General features: G+C 65.3%; 1 protein-coding gene (only partly in view). It reads left to right on the forward strand.

What is annotated here, in order from left to right; all coding sequences use genetic code 11:
• Positions 1–23681: the 5' portion of a WXG100-like domain-containing protein gene (locus D5S18_RS23210; protein ID WP_120043194.1), read on the forward strand. It continues 28201 nt past the right edge of the window; only the first 23681 of its 51882 coding nucleotides appear in the window; it begins with the start codon at positions 1–3; its stop codon lies off the right edge, out of view.

Below are 23681 nucleotides of genomic sequence, written 5' to 3' on the forward strand. Positions count from 1 at the left end.
ATGACCAACTGGCTCACCGTCGCTCAGGATTTCCCCGGTATGGGGTTGATCTTGACATGGCTGAATTTCGGGGCGACGTACCCCGATGGTGAAGAAGAGGTCATGTGGCGTGTCGCCAAGGAGTTCGAAGCATATGGCAATGAGCTGCGTGATAGTCACCAGGATGAGTTCCGCAAACACATAGCCGCGACGATCGATGCCTATGACGTGGGCAGCGGCGGCGAGGCCATGGTGGCGGATCTCAAATCGGCACTGGACGAGAAGAATCCGGCGTCGTTGCCCGCCCTGGTCAAAGCCATCCATGATCTGGGCGAATACGTGGACGGTTACGGCACCACCCTCGAATACGGCAAACTGATGTCGACCGCATTCGCGGTAATGACCGGGCGAGCCATATATTCGCTTCTTTCGAATATATGGAGCAGCCTGATCATTCCCGGCCTGATCATGATTGGTCGGGCGATTCTGGCGCTCCTCGCCAAGAAGTTAACCCTGCAAATTATGGCGAAAGCGGCTGTCGTCGGCGCCAAGAACGCGATCGTGCCGTATACCACCAAGATCACCATGAAGACGCTCCTCGGCGAGGGCGTCAAGCACACCGGTCGCACCTTCGCCAAGGTCGTCATTCAGGGGGCGGCCAAGGCGGGTCTGCACGGCGCCTTGCTGGATATCGGAATCCAAGCAGCGCAGGGCCTCGCGGGACATCGCGACAACTACGACTTCTTGCAGACCGCACGCACCTTCTCCGACTGGGCGGCAGGTGGCGTGATCGGCACACCCGTCTCCCTCGGCCTCACCCGCGCCATCCGCGCCTTCGACCGGGAGGCAGGCGAGCTGTTCTTCCCGCGAGTGCCACCGGGCGCGGAGCGATTCGCGATCGCGGTCGTCGGCGGAGCCGCCAGCGTGCCGGGCATGATGGCCTCGGGGACGGTGTGGACGTGGGTCACCGAGGACAAGTTCAAGGTCGACTTCAATATGCAGATGTTGGCCGCCGGCGTCGGGATGGGGGCACTCGGATCATTTGGTCATCACGGTCCCAAGGGGCCTGCCCTGCGGCAGCATGCGCTCGGCACCGGTGGCGCCGAGCCGCCACCGGCTTCGCGCGCGACCGGGACCGGGACCATGGCTCCGGAGCGCGGTGGCGCGACCGAATACACCGGCCCGCGCAAGTGGGTGGAGGCGGACAGCAATGCGGGTGGCGGCGGAACTCAGCAGGCAGCGGCGAATGCCGGTGCGCAAGGTTCGCATGCGGCAGGAAATGCCGGCTCGTCAGGCACGCATAGCGCCTCAGGCAACGGAACCGGATCGACTTCGACCTCTCCCGCCCACAGCGACGGCAGTGGTGCAAAACCCCAAGTCCCCGTATCGCGCGAGACTGGATCATCGGAAACGCAAGGCACACAGCAGAATTCGACTGCTCAGACACCTCAGCAGAATGTCGCGCCCGTCCCGGAGCTCAGCGCCACGTCCGCTCCGCAGCACACCGCGACCGGAACCACGTCGCCGACGGCCACCGAGGCGGGCAAACCCGTCGGCGCAAATGGCTCGCCGCAGGAATCTAGTAGCAAGACAACGGGTTCCGGTGCGCAAGCCGATCCCGGTGGGAAACAAGGATCGGGCGCTTCGACAAGTGGTGATGGCAAGTCGGCGTCAGGTTCGGCGAACGCTCAAGGGCGTGCCAGTGATCCTGCCAGTCAATCCGGCAGGGGCAGTTCACAATCCAGTGGAAGTGCGCCGAGGGCAGGTGCCGAGGGGGCCGGTTCGTCGGGTGCCGCGTCCAGGCCGATAGTAGAGGCAGGCGCGAAGGAAGGCCCCGTTCCACGCGCCGCGGAGGTGGGCGGGGAAGCCGGTAATCAGCAGGCCCAAGCTCGCGCGGCAGATCCCGATCCGCAGCATGGTGAACGGCCTGGGACGCCAGCGAATGCCGAAGCAGCAAAGGATAATTCGGCTCGGCCCGAGGGTAAGCGACCCGACGAACCGGACGGGAACAACTCCGGCGACGGCGACAACCCGCGCGGGCCTTCCGAGGAAGGGCAGCGGAAATCGGCAGAGGAGAGGTCGTCGCGGTCGCAGGACAAGCCGGAACAGCCGGGGGCGGATGTCGCGCCGTCCGTTCCGGATACTCGTAGCGCTGAAGGTCGTGCTGCGGGTGAGGGACGCGGCGCCGCTGGCACCGGTGAGGGACGTGGTGCTGCTGAGGGCCGTGAAGGTCGTGGTGGCACCGGTGAAGGACCGCGCGAGGCGAAGACCGGATCCGCGAGTCCGAAGCCGATGGCTGACGGCTCGGAGAATCATCCTCGCACGGAAGAGAATTCGGGCTCGCGCGGTGCCGGCGATGCCAAGGAGAGCGGTAGGGCAAGCAGCGGCAAGGAGGCAGGCGGTAGGGAAAGTGCCACCGGTGCCGGTGCATCCGAGGACAAATCCAAGGCGAACCCGCTCGATGGGAAGCCCAAGGAGACCGCGCCAGGTGAGCCCGGACGTGCACGGGCGAACGACGGCAAACAGGCAGGCGCGGGCGGACCGAAGGCGGAGGATGGCCGTGCGGGCGCCGCCCCGGAGGAAGGCGAATCTGGTTCGGCCGCAAGCAATTCCAATCGCGCCAACGCCGACTCGGATGGGTCGGGTGCGGCGCAGGCGGGCGCGGGCGAGTCGACAGTGCCTCCGGCCGGCGAGCGGGGCGAGGCTGCCGATGGCTCGGGCACGCCGCCGACGAGGCCGGAAGAACAACCCCCGAATCGCGGGACGCTGATGTCGGGTCGTCCGCCCAGCGCGGCCGAGCGGCAGGTGTTGGCGGATGCGACCAGGGCATTCGACGAGATTCGGAAAGTACAGGGCACGAGTGTCGTCGGGAGGATCCGGCGCAATCTGACCAGCCGTCTGCGCGGTGTCTTCGATCTGCTCGTCAGTCGGATGCACGGCGTGCAGTTCGAGCGTTTCACCGGCAGCCCCGATCCGAACCCCTCCGATCCGCGCAGTAGCCCTACGCCTGCGGGCCGCGAAGTCTTGGATGCCGCCTATGCGCAGGCCCCCGATATGGTGGCACCGCGGACCAGGGCGGAACGCAAGAACAGCAAGCCCGTGACCATTCTGCTGCACCAGCAGAGCGAGGGGCGCCGCCGATATGACGGATCCCCTGGCGAACCGGTGAGTCGCCTGAATGTGATCCACTACTTGGGATTGGAAGTCGAGCACAAAGGGGGCATCACACGGACCCACCGGGTCTACGAGATCGATGGTGTGCGGGCGCGGCTGCTCGGCGAGGGCCATCCACGAGACGCCACCGGTGAGCCCTGGTTCGAGATCGACGGGCCGCCCTTTTACCTGGCATTGAGCGAACTCACGGGATCCCAGCACAGTTCGGTGATTCGTGTCGATGCTGTGATGTGGCGCGAGGGCCGCGCGTTGCGAACCGGTCGCGATCTCGGTACACCGCAGCTTCCCATTCCCGCCGAGGACCGACCGCGCCTCGGTCCGGATTCCGGTGCGCCGGGGTCGGGTCGTGGTGGTTCTGGTGCCGACGGTGGTGCGCCTGGTTCGGATACCTCGTCGGGTCGTAGTGGTTCGGGTGCCGATCATCGTGCGCCCGGTCCGGATACGTCGCCGGGGTCGGACCGTAGTGGTTCTGGCGCTGATCGTGGTGCGTCTGGTTCGGATACCTCGGGGTCGGATCGCGGTGGCTCCGGTGCCGATCATCCTGTGCCAGGCCCGGATACCCCGCCGACATCGGATCGCGGTGCGCCGCCGCCGGTGCACAGCCCGGCACCGGAAGAGGCGAACAGCGGTGCGTCGGGACGGGATTCGGGTCCGCATCCGGATGCCGGTCCGCCTGTCAACCACACCACCACAGGTGAGCCGATCTACGAGATCAATGGCAACCGGGTGACGAGCGCGGGGTTGGATGCCAACGGGCGCCCGCAGTTCTACACCGTCGATGGAACGGTGCATACCCTCGATCAACTCCGTGCGGGCGAGCACGGTGCGCACTCCGCGCGTGCGGAGCGTCAGGTGGCTCAGTTGGAGCGCGCGCAAGAGCGAGTTCAGCGAATTCGGGCGTTGGAGCAGGAAGTCGATGAGCTGTACCGCAAGCAGGTCGCGGCGCAGCAGGAGCTGAAAACGACTCGGGACAAGTCCAAAGCCGCGCTGCGGACGATGTTCCGCTACAAAAAAGCCCGCGCGCTGGCCGATCTCGCGAACGAGATCGAGGGCTCCAAAATCCCGATGCTGCAAACACGTACGCGCCGGATCGCGGCTGCCATCGCGGATCTGCGGTTGGAAGGGCTCGAGGAACATGCGCAGCGCAGTGCCGAGTCCGATACCGCGCTACGGTCCAACGCCGCGAACAGTTTCGGCGTGGACGCGCAGCGAGTCCGCGATGATGTGCACAGTGCTTCGACGATCCCCTTCTACGAGCACGCGCTCGCCGAACTCGCGCAAGAGGCGAACAAACCCGGTCCGGAAGTACGTGCGCTGCAACAGCGAGTACAGGACCTGAGACAGCGACTGACACAGCTGACCCTCTCCGCGTCGAATCGGGCGCACAGGATGTCCGGCATTCCCCTCGATGAGGCCATGAATCGTGCCCTCGGTCCCACCGGTGCCAGGAATGCGGCCTTGCTGCGCGAGCAGATCGCGGCCGCGCGGGAGCTGCTGCCGCAGGCCGAGACCCTGGACCGCGATCGTCGAACCTCCGACCGCGCGGCGCTGGAGCAGCGACTCGCCGAAGCCGTCGCCGCTCGCAACCGGCTCAACGATCTGTATGCCGCAGCCGGTGTGCCGCCGGATATGGGCGCGGTCATCGCCCGAACACTGACCATGCGGATGGATCAGCACGAAGCGCTCACGGCCGATATCGCCGAACGTCAGGCGCGGCTGCGGAAGATGAAGGCGCTCGGCGCCCGCCCGCTTACCGATCGGGTCGGTGTCGTGCCCGGTGAAATGAGTCCGAAGGGCAAATACCGAAGCGAACAGATCATTGTCGTGGGGCAGGAGGGCACCAAGCCGTCCGAATATGAGCGCGTATTCCGGCAGCTGTTCGGCGAGGACGCCGATCGGATGTTGCGCGAAGCGAGGAAGCGCAGGCCTGAACGCCCGATCTTCTACATGGAGGTCGACCCGGTCGAACCCGGTGCATCGACACCCGAGGCACCGAAACCGGACGCATCGAAACCGGACGCATCGAAACCGGACGCGCCCAAACCCGCCGAGCGCACACCCGCTCCGCAATTCCAGGGTTCCGTTCGGGTGTCTCGTGGTCCGTCCGGTGAGTTGATCATGACTCCGGTGCCCACCGAGGAAGGACCGGTCCAGGGTGCCGACCCGGTTCGGGTGTCTCATGGTCCGTCGGGTGAGCTGGTCACAACTCCGGCGACCACCACGGGCGGGCCGGAAGCCACCGCGCCGCGACCACAGACCCCGGCAGGCGCCGAATATCAAGCGGCCTTCATCCCGCAGCGGATGACGCCGCTGTTCACCCGCGTGGGCGAACTCATTCGCGACTGGCCCGAAAGACCGCAGCTCTCGGCGGAACTCGAATTCCGCTTCTTGTTCGGTGAGATCGAGCGCAGCACCGGTGCGCCGCCGATCGCGGTCTCGGCGCGAATCGATGAGTCGACACCCGGCTATCCGACACTGCGTGTGGCAATGACGACCGCCGACGGGACACTTCGCGTTACCCACATCGAGATGCGGGAAGCGGACTGTATCGGGAAGGGGTTCACTTCCCTCAGGGAAGTCCATGGCGAGGACATCCTGCCCGTGGTCGAGAATCAACCGAATCGACCTGCTGGACAACCCATGTCCTTTGTCACCGAGGCGATCGGCGGGGCGGGTCAGCGCTACGTGGCCACCGAAGCCGGGTCCCAGCGGCGGCACACGGTCGACGGTTTGGTCGCGGCGGGGGAACAGGCCGGCGGCCGAGTGGTGAGCATGCTCGTGGTCGAGGTCCATGCCGAGGGCGGGCACGCCTACGTCATGACCTATCACGGGCCGGTGGTGCGCGATGGTGAAGTGATCGAAGGCGCGCACCTCATCACCGTCGACGGCAGGCGTGTCGAGTACCACCAGACCGATGATTTCAACGGAACCTTCTTTCTGGAGAACACGACGACCCGCGTTTCCTTCAGGGATCTTGTGGGTGGACATCCCGAGCCGAAGGACGCCAGGGTCTTCGGTTTCGTCGGCGATGAGAAGAATGTGCCGATGCCGGGAGCCGACCAGCACGCGCCGCCGCTGGATGCGGATCTTCCGGTCCGCGGCCGGGCTTCGGGTGGGGTAGAGCTCCGCGATCCCATGCGCGATATCGGTGAGCAGCTCGAGCGCGTCGCGTCCACACCGCACCCGACGCCACCGGTGCGTCCCTCGGCGGCGGAAGCCCGTTATCTGACAGAACTATTCGAACGTCTCGGGCTCGCGGGCAATGGCGAGGTGCTGCCGCGCCTGCATGATCCACTCGGCTCGATCGCCGATATCGCCCACAACGCGGTGGCCAATGGTGAACCGGGGCGGCCACTGAGCTATCCGCAGGATTTCGCGCTGCCGTCCGATGTCTATTCCGCCGCCCGACAACCGGGTGCCCGCCTATCCATGATCGCGCCCCGTCTGGCGGAGTCTGTCTCCGCGCTGCCGGGGCCACGAGTCGAAACAATGCCGACGAGACGGAATCGGCTGATGCGGGCACTTGGTATCTCGTCGGCGGATATCGCGCCGGATCGGTTCGCGCAAACCCTTGTCGTAGAGCGGTATCGCACCTTCTTGCGGGCCGCGGCGGTGGAGAAACTGCATCGGTTGATCGTCGAGGAGCGGACCCACCCGGACGCGCCGCAACGCGCTGCGCGGGCGGTCCGGGATCAGGCCGTCTGGCTTCGCGCACTCGGCATCAGCGAAGCCGATGTGCATCCCGACAACTATGTCGGCACCCGCGCACGGCTGCATGCGGAGGTGCTCGCCCGCGCGGAGGCATTGGATCTACTGGTCGATGCGGTGGAAACCAGCAACCGGGCACCATCCGAGCGTGCGGGAACGGTGACCGTCGAGCTCACCTTCGATCCCGATGTGCCGGGGATGAAGCTGGATCTGGTGCCGGGCAAGAACGGCAGTTGGGAACCCCGACCCGCGTCGCGTCGGCTGGGGCTGGAAGTCGCCGAGCGCACGCCGGTTGATGAATCACAGTGGAGCGCAGCCAAAAAGGCGTTCATGGAGCGCTGGCACAAGATCTTCCCGCCGCGCGTGCGGGAAGGCGCCGCAGTCCCCGTCGATCAGTGGACCGTTGTCAGTGCCGACCTGCACGCCGCGGCCGAAGCCGGACGTCCGGTCGACCCCGGACATCGGCCTGCCGCCAAATATGAAGCACATCCGGTGGAGTTGGAGTCGGCCCACGAAGTCTCGGTGGCCGATTCGGTAGTCGACACCGCCGACCGGAAGCGGCGCAGCGTGGAAGAGGAGTTGACCCGCGCCGCGGGGCCGATTCAGGCAAAGCTGCCGGATTTCACCGAGCCAACGCTGGAACGTGCTGCCGAGGAAGCGCGCCACCGAGCGCTGCGGCGCTTGGGCGTGCTCGACGAGCTCGCGGAGGCGGGTGGCCGATTCCTCGAGGGAATCGCGGAGTTCACCCCGGCCCACGAGGAGCGATGGCGCGAACTGATGCACGAATATGCCGATCATCTGGCGGTATTCGACTTGGATTATGTGCCCATCGGTGGTTTCGCGCGGACGCTCGAAGGTCTGCGCGCCGAGACGTTCGACGGACTCGAAAAAGTCGATCGGTTTATTGATAAGATTGCCGAATATCGCACCACTACAAAGGAATTCAACAATGCGGTGGCCGAGCGTGCCCGAATCGCGGGCGATGAATACCTGGAGTCGCTCGGTGCGGGCACCCTGCTCGAGACATCCACGCTCGCGGCGACATTCGGCGATCCGCCGAGCCGCCTGGTCATTGTGGGCCATCCCGGCGACGGCGACCGAATCCTGCGCGAGGTCATGGCCGATCCGCGCAATCACGCGCTGACGGCGGTTCAGTATCACGAGCTGCGATTCGATGACGCGGGCAATATCACCGGCGCCGACGTCACGACCCACGAGGTGCGGCACTACTCGGGGCGGGTTCAGGACCGCGTGCTCGAGGTGACCGTGGTGCGGGACGAGAACGGCGCCCGGTTGCTACCCGATGCCGCGCTCTCCAAGGCGGGAGGCCAGGATTCATATCCGCATCCGGCTACCCGATTGCGGGAGTTGATGAATCACCTGGAGGTGACCGAAGCCCAGCTCGAAGGCTCGCGCCGCGAGGCGACCCTGTCGCGGTTGCGTGTCGAAAATGCCTTGCGCGCCTTGCGGATCGAGGCGGCGGCGGATCGACTCCGCGGCCGATATCTGACCGAATATCACCGGGCGCTACAGGACCTCGCCCACGAACTCGGCATCACCGAACAGGTGTCGCCCGAGATCCTGGAAGATCTGCACAATGCGATCGAGCGGCACAAGCAGCGATATCCGGAATCGGCCCCGCTGATCGAGGCGATCACCGCGCAGTTCCGGCGGGTGCCCGAAGTGCTCAATTGGCGCCCGGCGGAAGGCCGCCAGGCCCGCATCCACGATCCCGAAGCCGTCGATCAAATCGCGCGAATCATCAAGGATATTCCGCGATTCCGCAGCGATCTCGCCGAATACCGCAAGCAGATGGGCGAATACGGTGTGCCGGAATCCGATCTCATGGGCAGCCGGGTGGACGAGTCGCACCGATTGGGTGACTATGAACAGGCCCGACCGGACGAACTCATCGATCTGCTCGAGCGGGACCGGGCCGAAGTCGCCGCCGAGGCCGAGCGGATCGCCGCCCTGGAGCAACTGCTGAGCCGCGACCACGGCGTACCGGAGGCGCTGCGCGACTTCAGCGATCTGCACGGGCACCAGGTGACCGAGCAGGTCCCGAAATCCGAGCCGCGCCGACTCAGAGGATGGCTTTGGCAGGAGATCAAATCGTTCCTCGGTATCGAGGAGACCGCACCCGTGGTCGCGAAGGATGGGCTTTCCGCGAACGGCCACCTGGTGCAGGGTCTGATCGAACTGGAGACCGGTGGCCACAGCGCGACGGCATTGGTCACCGTCGAATGGCGCAATCCGAATATCTACAAGGTCGACGGCGATATCTTCGTCCTGCACAAGAACGGGAAGACACAGGGCGGTCAGGACAAGTTCCTGGTGCGCTACCGTGATCCGGAGACCGGTGCTACCAAACTGTCCTCCGTGGTGCTCGACGGGTGGAACAACGGCGAACCGCAATTCCGTTTCGAGGACGCCTCCGCCGGCGACCCGACCCGGCCACCCAAGCGATACACACTGTCGGATCTGTTCGGCGGCACCGTCGAGGATACGGTCGCGACCTGGGCCGAATTCCGGCGCGACGGTGCACGGGTGCATTTGGATGAGCACACCGATCCGACCGCGCCGCAACCGGATTCCGAGATGCGTATCGGGCGCAGTGAGCGCGCCGCCGTGCCGGAATGGCCGTCGGAGCTCGCCCGTCGGCTCGACGAGATTCGCTACTCATCCGATAGTGATCCGCCACCGGGCATCGAAAAATATGTGGACGCTCTTGTGCATCGACTCTCCTTGGGTGATGCATTGCGCAACAAGGGAAATCCGCTCGATTTGCTTGCGGCTCTGGCACGGGACGCGTACGAACGCGACCTCATAACCGGCCCCGAGGATCTTGGCAGGCCTCTCGAGCCAAGGGAATCCGGCACCGGATCGCGTGTCCAGACCGCGCGCGAGGCACGCGACGAACTTGCCCGCCGACTCGGCATGCCGGAAGTCCCGGCGGATCGAATGGAAGAGAGCGTCGCCTATGAGTTGCGACGAATACTGCTGCGGGCGGCGGCGATCGAAGAGCTCAACCGTCTGCACACGCGGCCGAACGAGGTGGTCGAGGGTGTCGAAGATGTCCCCGCGCACATCGAAATGTGGGCCGAGGCGCTCGGTGTCGACCTGGAGCAACTGAAGGCGAACCCGGCCAGGGTGATCGAAGGGTTGCGGTACCAGGGGCTGGAGCGCGCTCGCGCGGTAGCCCATTGGGCCGAGTTGACCGAGGCCGCCGCGAGCGGCCGGAATCGGCTCGAGGTCACCATTGTCGATGGACGGCGCAATCTCGCGTATATGGTGCCTGTCGAGGTGAGTGTCGCGCCGGATGGATCCATACGGCACACGCTGGTCAAGCGCCTCGCTGTGCCGCACGACCCCGCCAGACCTGCCGGGCCGGGTGTGGAGGAGCGGGTCGGCTACTTCGCGGGTGAAGCGGCGGTTCCCGAAACCGCAGGCGGCGCCGGGGAACATGGGCCATTCGACATATCCGGTTCTACAGCCTACGAACCCTCTCCTGCGGCGCGCGGTGAACATACCCGGCTCATCGCGGAACTCGAGGAGGCAAATGCCCGGTGCGCCGTCGTCGACGGGTTGCTCGACACCGCGTTCAACAACGAGGGTCTGCGCTACGAGCCCGGCCTCCGGGATATTTCCGGGTTGCTCCGAGTTGCTCGCCACCGCATTCTGCTGCGGTTCGGCAAGCTCCGATCCCTTGTCGAAGCCGCGCAACATTTTTACTCCGAGCACGGCCAGATCACCATGCGGACTCTCGTCTCCGGTGACGTTCCCCGCCTGCCCGAGGAAGCCCGGAATCGGCGCCGTCACGGGGTGCAACATTTCCTGTACACGCTGCTCGAGATGGATCACCGAGTTGGCTACAAAGGCCGGGTTCAGGTCACGCCGGATGATATCGCCCACTACGCCGACAAATACGGCAACAACGTCGCCGGTGGATACGGTGCCCTGCGACGAGCCGCGCAGCTGCACGGCGATGCCGAGCAGCATCGCGCGAACGTGCTCAGCGCGATTGCGCGCCGGGCGAGCAGGGACTTCGCCGAGACGCTCGGCGCCGATGCAGGTATCACGCCAGGGGGTGGGGAGCAAGCCGTCATTCACCTGCGTGGCGCTGAAGGCCAGGTTGCCAGAGTAGGCGATCGGCTGCTCGTGTTCGATGACAACGGGCAGCACGATGTGGTGCTGGCTGATGCGCTGGCCGATCCGCGCAATGCCGATATCGCCGCCGCTGTCGGTCGCGGCGATCTCAGGCTCGAGCGATTCTCCGCGAAATCCGATCTCGACGGCCGGGTGCAGATCGATCATCTCGAATCCGCCGACGTGCGCCATATCAAAACGACTACGCCCGATGGCCGTCCGCTGGATATCACTGCTATCCGCAATGAGATCGGCGACTGGCGTGTGATTCCGACTTCGGAGTGGTCGGAACGCGGGGATATGAATGCGCCCGCCATGCCGTCGCGTGCGCGCGTCGAGCAGGCGGCCGACCGATTGGGCCTGCGTGACCTGCTCACGAAGCCTCACAAACTGGCCGAGGCGCTGGCCAGGAAAAACGCGGAAAACGGCCTGCTCGCCCTGAAAGCCGAGGCGATCAACGATCGGCTCAGGATGTATCTGGACATCGCGGAACGCCATCGTGATCGCGCGGCCCTGTTGGAGAAGCTGGGTATCGCGAAAGACCTTCCGCTGCAGGAGATGGCGCAGGCACTGGTCGAGAAGCGCGGTGAGATAGATGAATTGAAGGCCGCGGGCAACTTCATGCCTGTGGATCGCATAGAGAAATTGGTGGCCGAGTTGTCCTCGCCTACCGCGCCTATCAGGGAGGTCGAGGCTCGGGTACCGCAGATCTGGTCCGACTCGGTGGCACATCTCGAGCAGGTGATCCGCGATGTCGGCCGGTTCGAAGCCGATGTGCACGGCTATGGCAGGTCTGATGTGCCCCGGTCACAGGCCGACAACCTGTGGCAGCGCCTGACCGGCACCGACCGCGCCGGCGTGACCCAATTGGAGAATCGGCGTATCCATGAGGGCACAGCCGATCTGCGCGAGCTGGGCTTTCTTTCGGAGGAGCATCTGGACCGGGCCATTACCGAACTCCGCGCGGAACTCGCGCGGGTGGCCGAGGATATCGACGTGCTCCGCCGGACGGCGACGATGAACAAGTGCGTATTCGAAGCAATCGCCCGCACAAACGAATTCCAGAACACCGGCCTCGACCTACCCGAATTCGACATCCTCGATCCGGCGGGAGTCCCGCTCTCCCGCATTCTGGAAATTACGAAGGGTGTCCACCCGGACGAGTTCACGCCCGCGCACGGCACTTCCGCGCACGCGAAGATCATCGAAGCGATCATGGAGAAAGATGGTGCGGAGCCGAGCGGAGTAGGCGCTACCGCATGGATTTTCGATCTGCGCCGGTCCACCGGCCACCATATGTCCACGCTCACCCCATTGGGCGGCAAGCGGGCCAATGTGGACGGCAAGCTGGTGACCTGGCTCAGCGGTGATCGGTTCCGCACCGACACCGGCGAGGTCAAAACCTACGCCGAACTCACCAACAGCACACCCGAGGATATCGCCGGAACCTGGGCCATGGGCTGGAAGGGCACTGAGCACTTCCAAATCGAGGGCGGGGAAGAGTTCGGCGCGCTCCTGGACCCGAATACCAGGTTCGGTGCGAGCGGGGATCCGCTGAATCGCATGATGCAGGATTTCGCGAAGCGGCAGACCGGCACCGACCCGCCGCATGTGGTGCGGTATGCGGAACAGATCGCTCGCGCGCTCGGTATCGACACTCTGCGTGAGCCGGTCCGCGGTCGGGTATTGCTGGTGCTCGCGGATATCGCGTCCGATGCCAGGAACCGTTCGGCTCGCCCGATCGATCTCGATACTTTCTATCCGAGAAGGACATACGACGCGGGCTCCGCGCCGAATGTTCAAACCGTGGAGCGGTTGCGTGACGAACTCGCGGGCCAGTTGGCTCATTCCGATGTCGAGGCCGACGGGCCTGCGGCGAAGATGGCCGAAGGCATGCGTCGGACGTTGCTGCGCGCGGGATTCATCGAACTGCTCGATGAGGTAGTCACCGCGCGGGAAAAGGATCTCGCCGCAGCCGAGCAAGCTACCGGCCCGCAGGCCGAAGAGTTGAGGCGCCGCGCCGAACAATGCGCGAAGGTGCGGGACGAGTTGCTCGAGCTGCTGGGGGAGGATCCGGCAAAGCTCGGCTCGCGTCCGTCTGAACTCGTAGAGCGATTGCGGGTCGATGTCGTGGAGCGGGCGCTGGCGATTCGCCAGTGGGCCGATGCGATGCTGCGCGCGCAGGACCACCCGGCTACCGGCGAGGTGCGCGAGTTCGAGGTCGAGTTCATCGACCCGGCGAGCAAGATGGCCGTCGCACTGCCGGTGCAGGCGGAGGTCGACCGGTATGGCAACTGGCACATCGTGGGTTCGGCGCGCAGCCCCGAGCCGCAAGCTGCCGAGACGACCTCACGTGCGCGGCGGGCGCTGGATCGCCTGCGGCCGGGACGGCTGTTCCGATCGATCACCGGCCGTGGCGAAGGCCAACCGCCCGCTTTCGAAGGTACCCATGCCGAGCAGGCGCCCTCGCGAGCGCTGGCACAGATCAGTCGCGTTGTGCCACCGGAACAGCTCGGTGCGAACCGCGAGGGCTCCGGGGAACCGCTGCCCGATATCGACTGGAACGCGGGCAATCGCCGCGCGGTGCCCGTAGCGTTCGAAGGCTATTTCCGCTGGTCGGCCGAGTCGCAGGCCGAACTCGCGGAGATCGCTGTCGCCCGCGAGATCGCCGTGGCGGAGGAGGAATCGGCCTGGCGTCACTTGCAACTCGTCGCGGAGCTCACCGATGTGCCTGCGTCCGAACGAGAGGAGGTGCTCGACCGACTGATTCGGCGCGCACAGTATGAGGCGGTGTATGAACTCGGCACGGTACGCATACTCGGTGACACGGTGCGGCGCTTCCTCGCCGATCGCGCGGCACCCGTCTACGACGGACCGCCCGACCCCTTGAGTGGGAGTCGCAAATCGGCGCTGCGTGCGGAGTTCGAGTCCGCCGCACGTTATTTCGACCTGGATCCCGATGCCCTGACCGAACCGATGCTGCGGCAGGTGCTCGAGGCGCGGACGGCCGAGGCACATCGTCTGGCCGAGAAGGCCGATCGCCTCGCACAGGAGGTGGCGGACTATCGCGCGGTCATGGCCCGAGTCGACGCCCTGGATGCTCGGGTCTCGCGGCTGGCTGTAGCGGAGTTCTTCAACGCGGAGTTCCGCAAAGCCGCAGGCGCGGAGCCCATTGGCATTCTCGATGCCGAAGGACGCGTCGCCAGGGTGGGAGATCGCCTCATCGTTTCCGATGGCAGCCCTGGCAGTGTCGAGTACCTGCGGCGTCTGCTGGCGAGCGAGGAGTATGCCGACCTCGCGGCGGATATCATGCACGGTCGGGTCTCGGTCGATTTCTGTCTGGTGAACCACGACACGGTGACGGGTGGACACTTCTGGCATTTTCCCGATGTCGAATTCCGATACTTCACCGGTGAAGTCGACGGACACAAGTTGTCCCTGGCTCTGCTCGGCTCTCGGGGCGAGTGGTCCGTTGTGGTTCCCGAGGATAAGTCGGCGCTCGGCCCGACGCTGCCGGAAGCGCTCGACCGACTGCACTTGCCTTCGAATACTTCGGCCTCACCGAGCGTCCTGGCCTATTTGGCCCGCCGCCATGCCGAGATCGGACTGCGCGGCATCAGGATCGAGCTGATGGCCGATCAGATTCGCGCGTCGCTCGATGGTGCGCGCCGGATCGCGCTCGATGAAGTGCTCGCCGAACTGAAACCGCACCTCCCTCGGGAATTGCCACCGGCCGAGGAGACACGAGACCGCATCGCCTATGCGCAGCATGCGACCGACAAGTTGCGAGAGACCAGCCCGAAAGACGCGGACAGGATCGATAGGCTGCTCAAAGAACTGCGCTCATCGCTGATGGACAGCGGCGGAGACCCGGCAGTGCACGACTCCTACGCTAGCGAGCACATCCTCAGGGCGGCAGGAGATTTCGACCGCTTCATCGCCGATGTCCACGCAAACGAGCCCCGAGATGTCGAACCGGGACATTGGGGGCCAGACACCGACTGGTTCCCACTGTTCCGCGGCTTCGAGGGCCGAACGCCAGGGGTGCTCGGCCGATCGTATATGGAGGCAATCGATAACCTCAAGGGAGCGCTGGACGGCCTGCGCCGTTCGGTCGCGCGGGATGCCGCCTACATCGCCGCGATCCACGAAGCCATAGCCGATGGCAGAATTCCCGCCCATCGGGCCGAGATCGGCGACGGTTCGGCGGCGAAACCCTCCGAAGGTGCTTCGGAGACCAGGCAGCCGGGTGCGGCCCTTCCCGGCGCGCCCGAATCCCCGCACAATGCGCTTCCCGCCAGGCCGCGGGAGGGGGCAGGGCAGCCCGACGGATCGCATTCGCATCCGTCGGAGTCCTCTCAGGCCTCCCACGTGGGTTTCCGTACCGGTGCCGAACCGAAGGTGGATCTGTCCCGCTATGACGACCCGCTCGAGGGCGTGGCCGACCACCTGAACAAGCTGGCGGCGGAGCCGTATAACGCACCGCCGGTAGAGGTTTCGGAGGCAGATCTCCGCTACCTGACCGACCTGCTGACCGGTCTCGGTTTCGATGCCCGCTTCGTCGACGAGGTGCTGCCTCGGATCAATGACCCGATGCGGGCCGTGACGGATCTGTTCGGTCGAATCGGTGTGGATGAGGTTGTCGGTCGTATGGAGCCGCCGGCGCCGGAGGGTCGAACTCCACAGTTGGTGACCCTCGAGCAGCGTCGCGAAGAACTGCTCCGTCGCCTCAGGCTGGGTCAGGAAGATATCAGCGATCTCGCCGCGATGACTGTCGAGCAGCGTCGCCGCACGCTGTATCGGGCGGTCGCGGTGGAGCAGCTATACCGGGCGGTCCTTGCAGGGGAGGATCACACTTATCTGGCGCATGCGCTGCGAATTCCCGAAGCCGCGCTGCTCGCCGATCCCCATGCCACCATCCGCGCCGCGCGGGCCGAGGTGGTCGAGCGCGCGCAGGCCATCAAAGAATTGGCCGAGGTGGTGCAGGCCATCGATCAGGTCGAACGCTTCGATGCGGAGAGGACGGGTAGGAGCTGGCTTGACAAACTCCGCGGTGTCTACCTGGCAGGTCGGCGCTTCTGGTTGGAGTCGACCCTGCATACGCCGTGGCGGTTGGTGCCCGCCGACAGCGCCGAGCGCCCGCGCCCGGTCGCGGGCGGACTCGACGAGTGGACGCGGGCCAGTGCCGAACGGCGGGCCGATCCCGACGTGCGCGCCGACCACGATCCCGCCGATCGCGCCGGACTCGTGGGCGCGCCACGGGAATCCGAGGTGCGCGATGGTGCGCCGCCGCCGGAGGGCGCCCGGACGTCGTATCTGCCAGGTGAGGCGATCGCCGAAGACCTGACAAGGAATGGGCAGCTGCTGCGCGAGGCGTCCACCCGCCGCGATCGAGCCGAACGCCATTTGCGTGCCGTCGCCGAGGACTCGCGCATCGATCTGCCGAACCTGAGTGATCCGGTGCTGGAGCGCGCGCTCGAGGAAGGGCGCAACCGAGAACGCCTACGGTTCGGCGCGATCAAGACGGTCGAGGAAATGGTTCGGCGGCCCGGTCTCGATCGGAAGCCCGCTCTCGGGAAACTCCTTCGAGGCAAATCACCGATGGCCAGGCAGTTCGCCGACTACCTTGAACTGGCCGGTATCGAACGTGAGGGTCTGACAGAGAAGAACCTGCCGGACCGGGTCTCGGACGCGTACGACCGCCACTTCGGAGAGCGAGAGGCATATGCAAGATTCGCCGAGGCGGTCGCCGAATATCGCTCCGTCAATGGCGAATACAATTCGCTCGTCGATCGGATGGCGGCTCAGGCAGGCTTCGACTACCTGAGCGCGCGGGATATCACTCCGCTGTATCCGGACACGGGTCCCCTGGTGGGTGTCGGCGGAGAGCCGCCGCGGTTGGTGGTTGTCGACCACAGGAACGCCCACGAGCAGATTCTGCACGACATGCTGGGCAATGAGGCCGACATGCTGACCGGTGAGGCGGAACTGGCACGGGCCATCGCCGAGGGACGGGTCGCGGTCGAATTCCACGAGGTATGGGCCGATAGTGCGGGCCGGGTGCATATCGGCGAGGTGAGAACGGTTGAGGTCGGCCGCATTTCGGAGGTGATCGACGGCCAAGAGCTGAAAGCTCTGCTGATCCGCGAGGGTGAGGGGCCGTGGCGGCTGCTCGAGGATCGGGTCGAACCGCTCGAGCCGCTTGCGCCGCATCGGCCGGAAGATCCGGTGATGCCGGACGAGTTGATGAGCAGACTCAACGCATTACGGGAGCATTTCGGCCTCAGCGGAGCGGATGTCGGCGACTTGCGACGGGCCGGAACCCTGTCGCGGCTGCGCGCGGAAATCGGTGTGCATGCCCTGAAGGTCGAGGCACTGGCCGATCTGCTGCGCACTCGGCACGATGAGACCTACCACAGGGAGCTGGCTGATCTTCTGGCCGGCGCGGGTATTGATACCGGGCAACTCGTGGAGAACGCACCACACCATCTGAGGCAACGGCACGACGCGATCGAGGACTACAAGCGGAAGAATCCCGAGCGCGCGGCCAGAGTCGATGCGATGGTCGCGCAGTTGCGGCGTAAACCGGAACTCGCGCATCTGAAAGTCGTCGGCCATGAGGGGCAGGTGCCCGCCCACGATCCCGCAGCGACGGCGCATATCGCCTATGTGATCAAGGATTTCGAACAGTTCCTCAGCGACGTGGACGGGGTGTTCTATCGACGCGGTCTGGCGCTGAATGCCGAAGCGGTTCCCGAGAATTCGCGATTCGCTGAGCTGGGCACGCCGATGGGGGCGGATCGCCTCGCCGAAGTCCTCGAACATGAACGAGCACAGACGAAAGCAACCGCCGACCGCATCGCCGAACTCGAACGGCTGCTGCTGCTGCACGACCGATTGACCGAGATCAACAACTGTGTGCCGGTGTCGATCGACGGGATGAACCTGGGGCAGCCGAGGCTGAATTTCGAGGTGCCGCCGGTGAGCCTCAGAGGGCTTCCCGGATTGACCTGGGGGGAGACCCGCGCCATCTTCGAACGGGGGTGGAACGAATCCCAGCCTTTGCGGATCGAGGGATTCTCGCCCAAGAAGATCGAGGGACTGAAGACAGAGCAGCCCGTCGGGACGGCCGGTCAGATCGTTCACGGAATGATGAAACTGTGGGAGGAGGGCACCCGGCGGCGCGAAGCAGAAGGCGAACAACCGGGGGGCGAACAGCCGAGGGTCAGCGCCTGGTTGCTGATTCCGCGCGAGATCGACCACTTCGGTGCCGCCGCGCACGCCGCCGATATCCATATCGCAGGCAAAACCGCAGCCGGTGACTTCGTATTCGAATTCGGCAAGGTCGAAAAGGCCGAAAAGGTCAACAGGGCCATCTTTGTTAAATTCGACGACAAAACCGGTGAGCCGATATTCCGATCCGTCGACGGAAAACCATTCGCCACCGGGGAGATCGAAGCGACACTCGCGACGCTGACCGGAAGCACCCCGAAGGAAATCGCGGAAACCTGGGCAATCGGCGTCCTCGACGGCGAAAAGACCACCCTCGGCGGCAGTATCGACGCACCACAGCCGGAGGACCTCCTGCTCATCGGCCAGAATCGGTCTGCGGGAGATCCGATTCGGGAGAATCCACTGAACCGTTTGGTGCAGGAATACGGCAAACGGCAGACCGGCACCGATCCGCCGCATCTGGAACCGTATGTGGATCAGGTGGCCCGCGCGCTCGGTATCGATGCCTCGCACGAGTCGGTTCGCGGTCGGATGTTGTCGGCACTGGCGGAAATCACCCACGATGCGCAGCGGCGCTCGAAGCAGCCGCTCGACCTCGATGGGTCGTATTGGGCAGGCGAGTACGTACCGCCGAGTGTGGGGGCGCCGCGTCTCAAGAAGGCGGTTCAGCTCGGCTACGAACTCGCTCTGCAGCTCGATTCCACCAGAATCGGCGACGAGGGCACGGTGCTGTGGAAGGTCGGCGAAGAAAGGCGTCGGACACTGTTGCGCGCCGGTGCCGTGGAAAGGCTCGATGCCCAAATCAAGGCGGCGGAGCGGGATTTCGCCGAGGCTGCCGAATCCACCGGCTGGAAAGCCAAGAGACTCATCAGGTCTGCCGAGGAGCATGCGAAGGCCAGGGACGAGTTGCTCACACTGCTGGGCGAAGATCCCGATAGGCCCGGCCTGCGCTACGACGAAATCGTCGAGCGGATGCGTGTGGAAGTGCTGGAGCGAGCACAGACGATTCGCCATTGGGCCGATCTGACGCTGCGGGAAGGAGCATTCCGCGCCTGGGTACACGACTTCGAGATCGAATTCATCGATCCGGAGAGCAATACGGCGGTCTCGCTGCCCGTGCAGGTGGGGGTCGGCGCCGACGGCCACTGGCAGGTCGTTTCCGGGGAGCGCCTCGATCGTGTGCAGACCTACACGCCCGTCCGGGCCTCGCTCTGGCGACGAATTCTGGATCGGCTCGGATTGGATCGGTTGTTCCGGTCGAACGCGGAGCGCGAAACCGGTCTCCGAACACACGCCATGGGTTGGCTTGACGACACAGCTGCCGGGCAGGCGGATTCGCATTCTCGATCACCGTTCCAGATCACTCGCGTCGTGCCGCCGGAGCAACAGAGCAAGGAGTGGGTCGAACCCGGCGATCTAACGCCGGAGATGGTCTGGTACGGGCTCCGCGCTGAGAAGAGCGCCGTCGTCACCGACCTTCCGTGGTCGCCGCAGGCGCGGGCCGAGCTCGCGCAGATCGCTGCGGCGCGCGCGACGGCCGAGGCCGACGTGATGTCGGCCTGGCACGAATTGGTCCGCATCGCACCGGATTCGGATCAGGGGGCGACCGGGCGCGCGGAAGCCATCGAGAACATGGTTCGACAAGCGCAACGTGTGGCGTTGCGCGATCTCGGAGCTGTCGACGCATTCGGTCGCGTCATGGACCGCTACCTCACCGACCTCGAGGCAGCCAAGGGCGAGGACGACCCGACCGTCTCCGAAGCTCGCCGACTGCTGCATGGGGAATTCGAGGCGTTCGCCGACTATTTCGGCTTGTCGCGGGAGCAGCGGACCGAGGAGGCATTGCGACAGTTCTACGGGGAGCGGAAGGCCGAGGCGCGCCGGTCGGTCGAGAATGCCGAACTGGTCGCAAACCTGGCCGAGCGATACCGCGCGGCGCAGGCCGGGGTCGCCGAGGCGGATCAGCAGGTCCTACGCCTAGCCGCAGCCGAGTTGTTCAAGACCGAGGGGGATGCGCAGACCCGCCCGATCGATGCCGAAGGACGCGTGGCCAGGGTGGGTGATCGCCTTCTTGTCGTGCATGGTGAACCGAGAGGTACCGAATATCTGGCGGACTTGCTGGCGCGCGAGGAGCACGCCGACCTCGCGGCCGACGTCATGCACGGTCGGGTCGCGGTCGAAATCCACGCCTTGACCGGTGATGCGGAATCGGGATTCAAAGACCACCATTTGAGGTGGTGGGAAGTTCGCCACTTCACCGGCGAGAGCGACGGGCGTCGGATATCGGTGACCGTAGAGGGGAGCCAAGGCCAGTGGATCGTCGTGGTTCCGAAGAACGTTCCGCGTTTCGGCGACGTGGAAGACGCGCTCGGACGTCTGAACCTGAGGCGGCTGGTTGACAACCCGGAAGAGTTGGACGCGTATCTGCGCCACGCCAATGCCGTGAATGGCCTGTACGGCTTCAAGATCGAGCTCTTGGCTGATCAGATCCACGCATCACTGGATGCGGCCCGCAGAATCGCATTCGATACGGTGCTGGGCGAATTGCGGATTCCGCCTGCGGAGCCGAGAGCCGAGATCACCCCTGATCGACTCGAGCACGCGCAGCGAGCGACCGACCGACTGCGGGAAACTCGCCCCGCGGATGCGGACAGGATAGACCGACTGCTCAACGATCTGAGGTCCGCGCTGAAGGACAAGGGCGGCGATCCCGCTGTGCGCGACCCCCATGTCGCCGACCACATTCTGAAAGCCGTCGGTGATTTCGATCGGTTCGTCGCCGACGTTGACAACTACGACCGCCCTTTCCAGGGGGAGGGGCGCAAGCGGGCGGACAACGACTGGCTTCATCTCCTGCTCTCGGCCACTGGCGGCAGATCGCTCGAGGAGATCGGAGCGGCGTATCTGGATGTGATCGCTGAATTGGACAGGTTGGTGGGAGTCGAGCGCAGCACTGTTCAGCAGAATGCCACTGATATCGGCATTGTCCGCGACGCCATCGCCAAGGGCCTACTCCCCGGCCTACCCGGCGAGAACACGATTCCTCTCGGCGATGTGCAAGTGCGGCATACGTTCCCCAGCCATGACGGGGAGTCGTTCGCGCTGCGTGATGGGCGCTACCTGAACCAAGCTCAGTTGGCCGCTGAGCTCGCGGCCGAGTCCAAGCCGCGTACCGTGCGCGGTGCGATGACCATCGGTGATGTCGGCGTGGAGCGGGTGTTCACCGATTCCAATGGGCGGCAGCGGTTCCAGTTGCGAGACGGGCGGATACTCGATCGCGGTGAGCTCGCGGCGGAGGTCGTGGCATCCATCGAGTTGCGGGAGGCCACCTCGGCGCACCGGCACGAACTGCCGGGCCTCGACGGCGATTCCAGCTACCGTATGCGGCGATTCCAGGAATACCCGCCCATGGAATGGAATGCGGAAGGACACCGGCAGCTCGCCGCGGAGCACGCGAAACAGCTCAGGCTGCGCAACCAGGAGATGAAGGCCTTGGCCAGGGCCGCGACAAACGCCGGTGTGCGGATTCCGACATTCGATGAGGCCACCATTTCCGTGGCGCTCGAGGCCGCCGATCACGGCAGGACGTGGCGGGTCCGCGCCGCCCACGCCTTCGAAGCGGCGGCCCGGCGCTACCTCGCCGAGATCGAGGCCGGGCCGGATGCCGGTGCGCGGCAACGGTTGCGGACGGAATTCGAGGCCACCGCACAGGCTTTCGGTGTCGAATCGGTGGAACACTCGCCCGAGGCGTTGCAGCGGCAGGTTGCCGAGCGGTTGACCGAGGCCAGGAAATTCGCAGGGGCCGTCGACACTTTGGAACGTACCGCGCAGCGATTCCGGAGTGCCGAGGCCGCGGTGATCGAGGTGTCCGATCAGATTGCGACCAGGGTCGGTGCCGACTTCATCAATGCCATCGTCGCCGAGGAACCGTTCAACCCCCCATCGGTGGTGCGGTTCGACTCCGGCAATCACGTGGTGCGAGTCGGCAACCGTCTGATCGTCATCGATAATGGTTCGAATCACGATGTGCTGCTGGCGAAGACGCTGGCGGAAGGCAATGCCGAGAAGCTGACAGCTACCAAGTACCGCCCCGTGATGGAGGGCAAGGTCGAGGCGCGGTCCGCGGGCCGGAAGGAGCTGATCGCGGCCATCACCCGTGGGGAATTGATGGTCGAGTACTACCGGGTAGCTGCCGTGGGAAACGAGGCCGTAGTCGGGAGAAGGCTCGACGCGCCCACGGCGGTGCGCCACATTCCCGGTGAGAGCGGCGGGCCGCCGCTGACCGTCGTGCGCGGACTCGATGGCCAGTGGCGTGCCGTCGAGATGCCGGAATCCGCCCCGGAGCCACCCGCTCCGAGAGCGGCGGCCGAGGCGTGGGACCGGGGGCGCGCCGCGCTCGGTCGATTGGGCTTGGAAAGCCAGGAGGAACAGCCGCACAAGCTCGCGCAAACCCTTGCCGAGAGGAATGCCGAAAACGGTCTGCGCGCCTACAAGATCGAGGCAATGGCCGATCGTCTGCGCGCCGAACACGAGGCCGTGCGCGAGCGTGATATTCAAGCACTGCTCAGTGCGTTGGGGATCGAGCGAACAGACCTGGGCAGCAATGCCGAACCGGTACTGACCGCTCTACATAACGAGATCGAGCAGATCAAACAGGGCATGGGCGCGGAAGAGGCAGCCTGGACCGACGCGCTGCTCGCAGAACTCATCGAACACCCGCAGGCCATCGACTACGGCAAGCCCGACGGCGATCCCGCCACCCGCGATCCCGGTGCGCCGGGCCATATCGCCCGCGGTTCGGGTGATGGCGAACAGTTCCGCGCGGACCTGCGCGGCTACGAGGCACGGGCAGAATCCCGTGGCGCCGAGGCCGATTGGCGACGGCTCGCCGGTCCCGACCACACGGGCGCGACACCGGAGGAACAGGCGAGGGCCAAACGCGAAGCATCCCAGCGGCTCGCACGCGAACTCGACTCCCTGCGCCGCGAGGTGCGGCAGACAGCCGACGATATCGCCGCCATTCGCGCAGGCATGCTGGAACACAACGCCCTGAGTGTGGCTATGGCGTACTTCAAGGAGCGAACTGGCGCCGGGTTCGAGGTCCCCCCGCTGCTACCACCCGATGGCAGTTTGCGCACGGCCGCATTCCAGATCCTCACACAGGGCGAGCGGCCGGATGGATTCTCCTCCGGTACCGCGTCTCCTTCGCTCAATGGGTTCGTCGCGCGCCTGATAGGTGCGGGAATCGGGAAGAATAGCCAGGGAGCCGCGGCCCTGCTCTTCCTACAGATGCACAGGATGGACAACGGCCTCGAGATCGGCACACTGCCCATCACCATCGCCTACGAGGGCGAGATGTCCGCAGGCAAACATCTGCTGGTGTTCAATGGCACGCGAGTGATCTACGAACGAACCGGCTCCTCCGGTGGTGTCTTCCGGAC

This window comes from Nocardia panacis (assembly GCF_003598715.1).
In the GTDB taxonomy this organism is placed as follows: domain Bacteria; phylum Actinomycetota; class Actinomycetes; order Mycobacteriales; family Mycobacteriaceae; genus Nocardia; species Nocardia panacis.